Consider the following 8895-nt stretch of genomic DNA (forward strand, 5'->3'; position numbering starts at 1 on the left):
GAACCAAAAGGGTCTGCGTGCGCCCTAACGTTTGAGCTGAGCGGACCCGCCGGCATGGCGCTTGGGCCGCGAGGTGCATGCTAAACCTGAGCGCCTCGCGGCCCAAGCGCCATGCCGGTGGAGGTCCGCTCGAGCGAAGGGTTAGGCCTCGCTCGCGCTGCCTGGCATTCCGCGAAAGTGGACTGCCTGCTTCCCTTGCGCGTCAGTAGTGAGGCCGATGTGCTGGACGCCGCCAACCGGCATGGGGATATCACCGTTCATGGCCATCTCTAGAAGGGTGCGAGTCTCAGGCCGCCCGATGTGCTCCGGCAGGGGGAGACCCAACGCCGGCCAAGTGCAACCGATGATTGATTCTCCAGCTAGCGACTGGTTGATCCGAGCTTCGTCGGTGGATGCGTCTGCGCATACGACTCCACATGCCGCTACGGTTGATCCCGGTTTCGGGATGCAGACATAGCCACCGCTCATCCCAGGCTCGGCCGGAATTGAGGTTGTGAAGCAGGGCCACCTGTACTGCCGAAGGCCGTGGGGAAACAATCCTGTGACCACGCCGACGCGGACGCTTAGGCGCCTGGAAAGCATGAGGACTTGGCCATGACCCGTGCGGTCGGCTGGCGGCTCAGATTCGGCGACGGACATCTCGTCGATGGAGACCATCTGAGCTGGGTCCCCGACCCTCGGAAGCGCCGTATGGAATGGTATGGCCCGCGGATCGAATGGAGGGGGCTTGTGTTCCTGCGGTCCGATGGCGCAGACGGCCAGATCAGTGCTCGCGTTGTAGCTGGCGCAATGAATATTCAGAAGTCCGGCGCTGCGGCCATCAACCCAGACCGCCTTGAGATGTTCTGGGCTCAGGGAAAGGTTCGGTCGGTCCGGTACGAAGATGGCCGATGGCGCGCTTGTGCGACCGAGCCCCTGGAACTGAGAAACGCCCTCAGCCAGTACGTGTTTGGCTGTGACGACCAGCGCGAGGCCGGGGTCTCCAGCGATGACGAATCCGGTTCCGGCCAGCCGAGGCGTTCGTTCCCGATTGAATGCCAAGAACGCGACCAACGTCGGTTTGAGGCGTTCGACTTCATCAGGATTTGCACCTGAGACTTCAATCCACGCGCGGCGTTCGGGGTCTCCGTGGACGAATGGCTGCATTGCGAGGCCTAACGTTTGAGCTGAGGCGACCGCCGCGGATCGGCGCTTGGGCCGCGAGGTGCATGATGCCAGCGAGCGCCGCGCGGCCCAAGTGCCAAGCCGTGGAGGGTCGCCTCGAGCGAAGGGTTAGGCCTCACTCCTAGTACGGCTCGAACGGGATGCCGGCCTTTCGCAGCTGGACAACTAGCAGGCTCTTCCATGGACCCTCTGGTGACCAGACCTTGGCGACGGACTCGTAGGCCTGCTCAGGCTTCTCTTTGTTGACGACCACCCGGTACAAGAAGGTGAAGCTGGACGCTCGCATGTTAACTTGGCAATGGACCAGGACCTTCCTGCCGGTGAGGCGCTTCATCACCTGGACGAAGGACTCAAAGTCTGCCTCTGTTGGATTGCCGAACTGGACCGGGATGTTGACGAACTCGAGGCCTTGCTTGCGGACAATCTCGGCTTCTCCGGGAACTGCATCCTGTACGGTAGGCGGCGCGAGATAGATGACCGCCATGAACCCGTGCTCTGACAGCTTGGTTAGGGCGTCGGCCGTCGGCTGGCCGGCCGTGACAAGCATCGGAGAGATGGGAACAACGTTTGGGGCCTGTATGGCCACCTCGGCGCCGATGGCGCTAGTGGTGATGCCGATGACAGAAGTGACCAACCCAAAGAAGGCTGTTCGAGCATGGTGGCGTGCCGAGGAGTTCACTTCGTGAGGCCTAACGTTTGAGCTGAGGCGACCGCCACGGGTTGGCGCTTGGGCCGCGAGACCGATGATATGCACCACGGGTTCGCGGCCCAAGTGCCAAGCCGTGGAGGGTCGCCTCGAGTGAAGGGTTAGGCATCACTCGGGCCTGCGCTTCATGAGTGGAGTTGCGCGGGGCGGCGGCTCATACGGCTCAGGCCAGTAGTCGGTGACTCCAGTGATGACTCCGTCGTTCACCTCGAAGATTGAGATGCCAGTCATGGATTCGGCTCCGACCGCGAAGTCGATGACGCAGACCGCCTTGGACTTCTCGCACACGAGATGCTTGATGGAGGCCTTCCAGTCTCCTGGCCAAGTGCTGAACATCTCGAGGTAGCCGTGACTCCCTTCGACGTACTCGCGGGTTTGCGGAACCTCGTAGCACAGCGCTGGATGAAGCAGCCGACTGAACTGGCTCCATTCCCGAGCGTTCGCCAGGCTCCAATGGGCCTGAATGAGAGCGCGCGTTTGCTCTGACATTGAGACGCTCCCGGGTAGCGCGGTGTGGGGTGTGATGCCTAACGTTTGAGCTGAGGCGGCCGCCACGGGTTGGCGCTTGGGCCGCGAGCCCGATGATATGCACCACGGGTTCGCGGCCCAAGTGCCAAGCCGTGGAGGGTCGCCTCGAGCGAAGGGTTAGGCCGCATTCGCAGGCCTGAAGCCAGAGCGGAGGAGCGAGGCGACGGGAGCAGAGAGTGGTTGCGGAAGCTCAGACCAGGCGAACCACGCCCAACGAAGGCACTTCAGTGGCTCGCACACCTCAGGCTCCCCGTGCGGACAGGCACCCAGGACGAAGAGCGTGACGTAGTGTTTGCCCTCTTCGACGAAGACGTCGCTCGAGAAGGGCCCAGGATGAAGGTTCTGTACCTCAAGCCCCGTTTCCTCGAGCACCTCTCGGATTGCGCAAGTCTCCGGTGACTCGCCGAATTCAAGATGCCCACCCGGAAATGCCCAAGTGCCTGCGCCGTGGGACCCTGTGCGCTCCCCTAGAGGCACACGCCCAGCGCGCATGATGATGACGCCAACGCCAACCTGAACGTCACGAGGTTCGACGGTCGTTCCCATGCGGCCTAACGTTTGAGCTGAGGCGACCGCCGCGGCTTGGCGCTTGGGCCGCGAGGCGGATGATATGCACCAGCGCCTCGCGGCCCAAGCGCCAAGCCGTGGAGGGTCGCCTCGAGCGAAGGGTTAGGCCTCACCTCGCTCCGCCAACTTGACGTTGCAGGTAGCCATGAACGTGCTTGATGACGCTTGGGGTTGCCGCGCTGTGGCCCAGGACTTCCTTGAGAAGCTGCTGGGCGGGTACTCCGGCGACAGTGCTGGAACCGGCATTGACGATTCGATTGGTCATGAGGGCATTGAACACGCAAGGTGTCCGACGAACGGAGGCGACCAGTTCTTCTTCATAGTTGTCAGCCGCCTCTAGCGCATGAACGATGCTCCAGAAGACACCGAAGCCATCGTCTTCAGGAAATCGCTCGAAGACCTGGAGCAGGGCTGCTTTGTCCGATTGACTCAGGCCTGTTGCATATGCGCTTGCGAGCGTGGCCTCCAATTCCTGCAGTTGCGCAGGGTCTTCGGGATTCGTGAACGCAGAGAGCTTGGACGAGAGCACGGCGTTGACTGTGAGGCCTAACGTTTGAGCTGAGGCGACCGCCACGGATTGGCGCTTGGGCCGCGAGCCCGATGATATGCACCACGGGTTCGCGGCCCAAGTGCCAAGCCGTGGAGGGTCGCCTCGAGCGAAGGGTTAGGCGGCATTCTCGAGCGCCAGCTCGACGGTTTGCGCGGAGATTGACTTACCGTGGATGCGCAACTCGGCAACCGACACTGGGAGCTTGAATCTCCGGCGACCAGCGCTACCCGGATTGACGAAGAGGACACCGCTGCGCTCCCGCACAAGCGGCATGTGAGAGTGCCCGGAGACAACTACGCTTGCCCCAACACTTGCAGGCTCAACCTGCATTGCGGCGAGGTCGTGGATGACGTAGATGGACACTTCGTCGATGCGTACGAGCTCGACTTCTGCAAGTTCTCTTGCCCAAACACCTGAGTCGTTGTTACCTCGCACAGCGGTGAGCGGTGCCAGGCTGGCCAACTGCTCAAGGATGAGCGGGTCGCAGATGTCTCCGGCGTGGATGATGTGGTCGCTTCCGCGCAGGAACTCAACTGCTTGGGGGCGAAGCAGCCCGTGCGTGTCTGAGATGAGCCCTACGCGAAACACAGACGCTCCACATGCCGCCTAACGTTTGAGCTGAGGCGACCGCCGCGGGTTGGCGCTTGGGCCGCGAGGCTGATGATATGCACCACGGCTTCGCGGCCCAAGCGCCAAGCCGTGGAGGGTCGCCTCGAGCGAAGGGTTAGGCGTCGTCGCGGACCTCAGAGCAGTGAATTTGCCTGTCCCAGCTGGGGGGCGCTACCGATCCCGAAACGCCTCTTCGCAGGCCTGAACTCTTGATTCCAAGGCGTTACGTGTGTCGTACATGCCAGGCGTTGCGTAGAAGTACGCACAACCCCTATGAGGCGCAATCAACTCGTCCACCGCGAGCAGGCTTGGTCGCTCTTTGTAGCGACCGACGGCTACGACCTGCAGCGAAGGGCTGACAACGACGATTGACCACTTAGGGCCGAACTGCCGGACGGCCTCTCGACTGTCTAGGTTGTTGATCTGTTCGAGGACTCTGGTGAGTTCCATCACTGTTTACACTTCCGCTGGCCAAGCCGGCAGGAGACGTCCATAGAAACTCGGCTCAGAAGAGGTCGATGGTATCGACGCCCCGTGGTCATACGACAAAGCGCTTCCTCTTCGACGCCTAACGTTTGAGCTGAGGCGACCGCCGCGGGTTGGTGCTTGGGCCGCGAGACCGATGATAGACACCACGGGCTCGCGGCCCAAGTGCCAAGCCGTGGAGGGTCGCCTCGGGCGAAGGGTTAGGCCTCGACTCGCGACCGGGCCTGAGCGTTGCGGAGGGTGAGACTGGCATTGCTCTGCCGGAGGGACGCTCGACTGGGCCAAGCTGACGCCTGACGTTGGCCCTTCTTGTAGGCGAGGGCGAGACGGATTGGGATGGGTGAGTTGTTCCCTACGTTCAGCGAACCACCAACGGCGAGCCGACCGCCGAAGGACGGGCGGCCTGCTGGGGCCGATGCGGTAAACGGCAAACTCTTCCGGGGTGGCGCGAGCCGTCCGAAGACTACTGTTCCGTGGACCCGAAGCGCGAAGGCCTTTCGAGCTTCGAGAAAGTGGTGGCCCCGGAGCGCACCGGGCGTCCGAGCTGAGCGGCTGCTCGGGTTGCGGGCAGCTGACCGATGCGCCCAAGACTAGCCGGACTTGAAGCTACAGAGAAGCGCAAGAACCACCGCTCGGCAATTCGAGGCCTAACGTTTGAGCTGAGGCGACCGCCGCGGATTGGCGCTTGGGCCGCGTGCCCGATGATATGCACCATGGGTTCGCGGCTCAAGTGCCAAGCCGTGGAGGGTCGCCTCGAGCGAAGGGTTAGCCGTCACTGGCGATGCAGGCGCGGCGCTATAAGGACATGCAGACGTTCGCCTTGACGCGGAGCACCGCTTCCTGCTGGAACTTGGCCTTGTACGACGTGATGAGCTCGAGTACTGCGGTCTCCGCCGCGGCGCTTGGCGGATGAACGAGATTCAGCACGTACGAGGCTTCCTGCACTACGGCACCCGAGGCTGAGCGCCACCGACCGGAGGCTTGCCAGGCGGTTAGACCGGTGGGGAACCTCGGTGTGACGGTTTCACTGAGGAACTGCGCCCAGTCTTCGGGTGTGACGCGCCCGGACGGTTTGTCTGTTCCGAAGTACAGCAACTCGTGGACAGCTGCGTTCTGGCCGCTCGGGCAAACCGGCGAGGGCATTGATCCGCAAGCAGTGAGCCCGGCGAGGATAGACAGACCGGCAAGACTGCGAAGGATGCGCACGACTGCAACGGGAGGTGGGTGTGACGGCTAACGTTTGAGCTGAGCGGACGCCACCGGCAAGGCGCTTGGGCCGCGACACGCATGATAGGCCTGAGCGTGTCGCGGCCCAAGCGCCTTGCCGGTGGAGGTCCGCTCGAGCGAAGGGTTAGGCGGCATCTACCGCCCGCTCGACGCCAGTGGCGAAAGGTCATTGCTGGTCAGCCAACTCCGTAGTTCCGTCTCGAGGCGTGGACGAGCGGCTGATGGGTTGTCGCGGTCGTACTCGATGTAGTGAGCCCCTGCCAAGTCAGCTGGTAGTTGAACTCCAGTTTGCTTCAGGATTCGCCGCTCTTTGCCCAGTGAGTCGCACAAGCCGAGTTCGTAGTAGACATTCGCGTTCTGGGCAGAGAGATCTGCCAACACTAGTCCCACCGTCGCGATGGCTTGGATCACATTGCTCAAGAGGTTGTTGGTGCGGTCGATACTGTCGCCGCGTAGGCACTTCAACCCTGCTGCGGTGACGGCCGGTTCCAGCAGTTGTGTATACACGAGATCTGACCAGGGCTCACCAAACGGCATGACGACGAAAACGGAAGGTTCGCACAGTCGAATGTCGTTCTGGACGAAGCGGCGATTGCCGACGAGAAAGTTCTGAAGCAGGCAGGTCGCCGTATCGGACAGCCGGTATTCATCGGCTGTGTCATAGGAACGACCCGGGGGTAGTGCCTGCACGATGCCAGAGCTGACAAGCGCAAATAGCGTGTCGGGGTCGCAAGTGATCCCCATGGCTCGAATCTGCTTGCGTGACAGAGTAGGTCCGTGGATGTTCAGTAGGTGCAGAAGCTTCCACATTTCAGCTTGTGCCATATGTACCTCCGTGTACCAGGACCGTTGCCAATGCCGCCTAACGTTTGAGCTGAGGCGCAGACGCCGGGTTGGCGCTTGGCCCGCGAGGCGGATGATAAGAACGAGCGCCTCGCGGGCCAAGTGCCAAGCCGGTGGCTGTCGCCTCCAGCGAAGGGTTAGGCGTCATTCTGTGATGCGGAGGCTGACCTTGGAGCCATCTGGAAGACCCTCGAGCTGCCGCGCGATGTGACCTGAGGCGCGGATGAGCTCAGCGAGCGTGATCGAAGCAAGGTTGTTGCCCCCGTACTCGCCACCGAGGGTGCCTGGAATCTTCAAGCAGTACTTGCGGCCAGGCTCTAGCGGGCCAAGATGTCGTTCAGCGTCCTCAACTAGCCGATTCATGTGCCAGTCGCCGAGAAACTCTTGATCTCGGTAGAGAGCGTCAAGTTCGTCTCGATCGGTGGCAATGACTCTGCAGTACAGGTCTTCTGGACATATGCGCCAGTAGTTACCACGCGCATCACGAACCAGAAGATTGCCAAAGTCGTTCTCCCCGACGACTTCGAATGGATTGATCCCAGTCCAGCCCCACCCGTCGCGAATGTCTTCGATGATTGCCATGACGCCTAACGTTTGAGCTGAGGGGCCGGAACCGGGATGGCGCTTGGCCCGCGAGGCGGATGATGGACCACAACGCCTCGCGGGCCAAGTGCTATGCCGGTGGAGGTCCCGCTCCAGCGAAGGGTTAGGCGTCACTGTCTTGGCCGACCTGTGAGACGGCGACTGTGGGAGCAAGCCCAGTGAGGCGAACATTGCCAGACGGTGGGATAACGTGATCGTCGCGTCCTCCATCGGGGCGCTTCACCGCATACGAGGTTTCGCGGCTATAGATGACGCGTTGCCTATTGCCGCCGCCACGTGTCGGTAGTTGAGAGTCGCAGAGCGGGCACAGGTAACGAAGATTCTTTGGGCTGTTGTCAAGGCGTTGCCCATTTGCATGGTCAAGGATCGGCTTGAATCTCTTGCCCAACCACTCGAGCGGCTCGAAGTGAAACCTACATTCTGGGTTGTCGCACCTGACCCGGAGTCCCTGCTCCTCACGCCACAAGTCGTAGTGGCGACGCACTGTGGATTGACTTCGCGGCAGATGGCGATAGCAAAGGACCTCTGGCGACCACTTGGGCCGCTGGACAATTCGCCGTTTGCGTGCCTGAACTGTTGCCACCGTGACGCCTAACGTTTGAGCTGAGGCGACCGCCGCGGATTGGCGCTTGGGCCGCGAGCCCGATGATATGCACCACGGGTTCGCGGCCCAAGTGCCAAGCCGTGGAGGGTCGCCTCGAGCGAAGGGTTAGGCCTCAGTTGCTACGCTCTGAATGACTGAGCCGTTGAGTCGGCACCTTTGAGAATGGAGCTCTGTTGCCGGGGTACAGGCCATAGGACGCAAGCGCTACCGAGGCCTACTTTGCCGCTTGGCATGCCACGTGGCCCACAAGAACCCCGCGAGATGGATGGAAGTCGCGATGCCACCCATGAAGTACGCGACGAAGAGGACTGCGCGATAGCTGCGCTCGTTGACAACAAGCTTCTCCCCGTAGAAATGCAAATGAATCCAGGTTGCCAGATCTGGAACCCAGTGCAGGAACGCGAGGGCGACGGCCATACCAGTCACGGTCTTCGCCAAGGAGGGAAAGTCTGGCTTCGGGTACTTCGTGTGCATGTTTTCGGAATGTCCAGATCCGCGCGCGCGGGCGAAAGATGTTGAAGCGGGGCAGGCGGGTTGGATCTGAGGCCTAACGTTTGAGCTGAGGGGCCGTAGCCGGGAAGGCGCTTGGCCCGCGGGACGGATGATGGACCACACCGGCCCGCGGGCCAAGTGCCTTGCCGGTGGAGGTCCCTCTCGAGCGAAGGGTTAGGCCGCACTCACGAGCCACGCGCCTACATACGCGACACACGAGAGGCTTACACCGCGAAATGGGATGCTGAACCAGTACCGGCGCGCAAGCACAGCCATGGCAAGCAGGTAGACCAAGCCGAGGCTGAGCAAGAAGTACGAGCCGAGCAAGAAGTGGCTCGGTTCAAATGCGAGATAGAGATACACCAGCCCGAAGAGCATGGCGCCGAAGCTATGACTAGCGTGGAAGCCCTGGCCGGCGCTCCAAATGTTGGTTTGGCGGGTGATGAACGGAGAGACTTGCCTCTCCTGAAGTTTGAGTGGGTAGCCTACGCCCCGGAAGCATCAAGCCGGGGGTGG

Annotated in this window: 9 protein-coding genes and 1 pseudogene; all 10 read right to left on the bottom strand. The window is 61.8% G+C overall.

Translation table 11 applies throughout. From position 1 onward, the window contains the following. Nucleotides 1-141: 141 nt before the first annotated feature. Nucleotides 142-1146: a trypsin-like peptidase domain-containing protein gene (locus D9C15_RS34545; protein ID WP_127997174.1), complete on the bottom strand. Its 1005-nt coding sequence runs from the start codon at nt 1144-1146 to the stop codon at nt 142-144. A gap of 139 nt (nt 1147-1285) precedes the next feature. Further along, nucleotides 1286-1936 (bottom strand): protein tyrosine phosphatase family protein, encoded by a 651-nt coding sequence (locus D9C15_RS09275; protein ID WP_127997175.1) that lies wholly within the window; start codon nt 1934-1936, stop codon nt 1286-1288. Nucleotides 1937-1978: 42 nt separating this feature from the next. Then, the gene (locus D9C15_RS09280) at nt 1979-2359 is read right to left on the bottom strand and encodes a nuclear transport factor 2 family protein (RefSeq protein ID WP_127997176.1); all 381 of its coding nucleotides are present in this window, start codon (nt 2357-2359) and stop codon (nt 1979-1981) included. A gap of 156 nt (nt 2360-2515) precedes the next feature. Continuing rightward, nucleotides 2516-2944, bottom strand: a complete 429-nt coding sequence (locus tag D9C15_RS09285) for a nucleotide triphosphate diphosphatase NUDT15 (RefSeq protein WP_127997177.1) — start codon at nt 2942-2944, stop codon at nt 2516-2518. Nucleotides 2945-3074: 130 nt separating this feature from the next. Beyond that, nucleotides 3075-3494, bottom strand: coding sequence for a hypothetical protein (locus tag D9C15_RS09290; protein WP_127997178.1), 420 nt, complete (start codon nt 3492-3494; stop codon nt 3075-3077). 135 nt (nt 3495-3629) lie between these two features. Next, the gene (locus D9C15_RS09295) at nt 3630-4103 is read right to left on the bottom strand and encodes a metallophosphoesterase family protein (protein WP_127997179.1); all 474 of its coding nucleotides are present in this window, start codon (nt 4101-4103) and stop codon (nt 3630-3632) included. A gap of 1302 nt (nt 4104-5405) precedes the next feature. Next, the gene (locus tag D9C15_RS34550) at nt 5406-5753 is read right to left on the bottom strand and encodes a DUF3574 domain-containing protein (protein WP_375138769.1); all 348 of its coding nucleotides are present in this window, start codon (nt 5751-5753) and stop codon (nt 5406-5408) included. A 219-nt stretch (nt 5754-5972) separates the two neighbouring features. Then, a complete protein-coding gene (locus D9C15_RS09305; RefSeq protein ID WP_127997181.1) occupies nt 5973-6662 on the bottom strand; it encodes a hypothetical protein in 690 nt (229 codons plus the stop codon). 162 nt (nt 6663-6824) lie between these two features. Further along, nucleotides 6825-7262, bottom strand: a complete 438-nt coding sequence (locus D9C15_RS09310) for a T6SS immunity protein Tdi1 domain-containing protein (RefSeq protein ID WP_127997182.1) — start codon at nt 7260-7262, stop codon at nt 6825-6827. A gap of 1291 nt (nt 7263-8553) precedes the next feature. After that, nucleotides 8554-8826, bottom strand: a pseudogene (locus D9C15_RS34695) (LIC_13387 family protein); the annotation flags it as partial. Nucleotides 8827-8895: the final 69 nt, after the last annotated feature.

It is taken from the genome of Piscinibacter defluvii (assembly GCF_004011805.1).
Lineage (GTDB): Bacteria > Pseudomonadota > Gammaproteobacteria > Burkholderiales > Burkholderiaceae_C > Piscinibacter > Piscinibacter defluvii.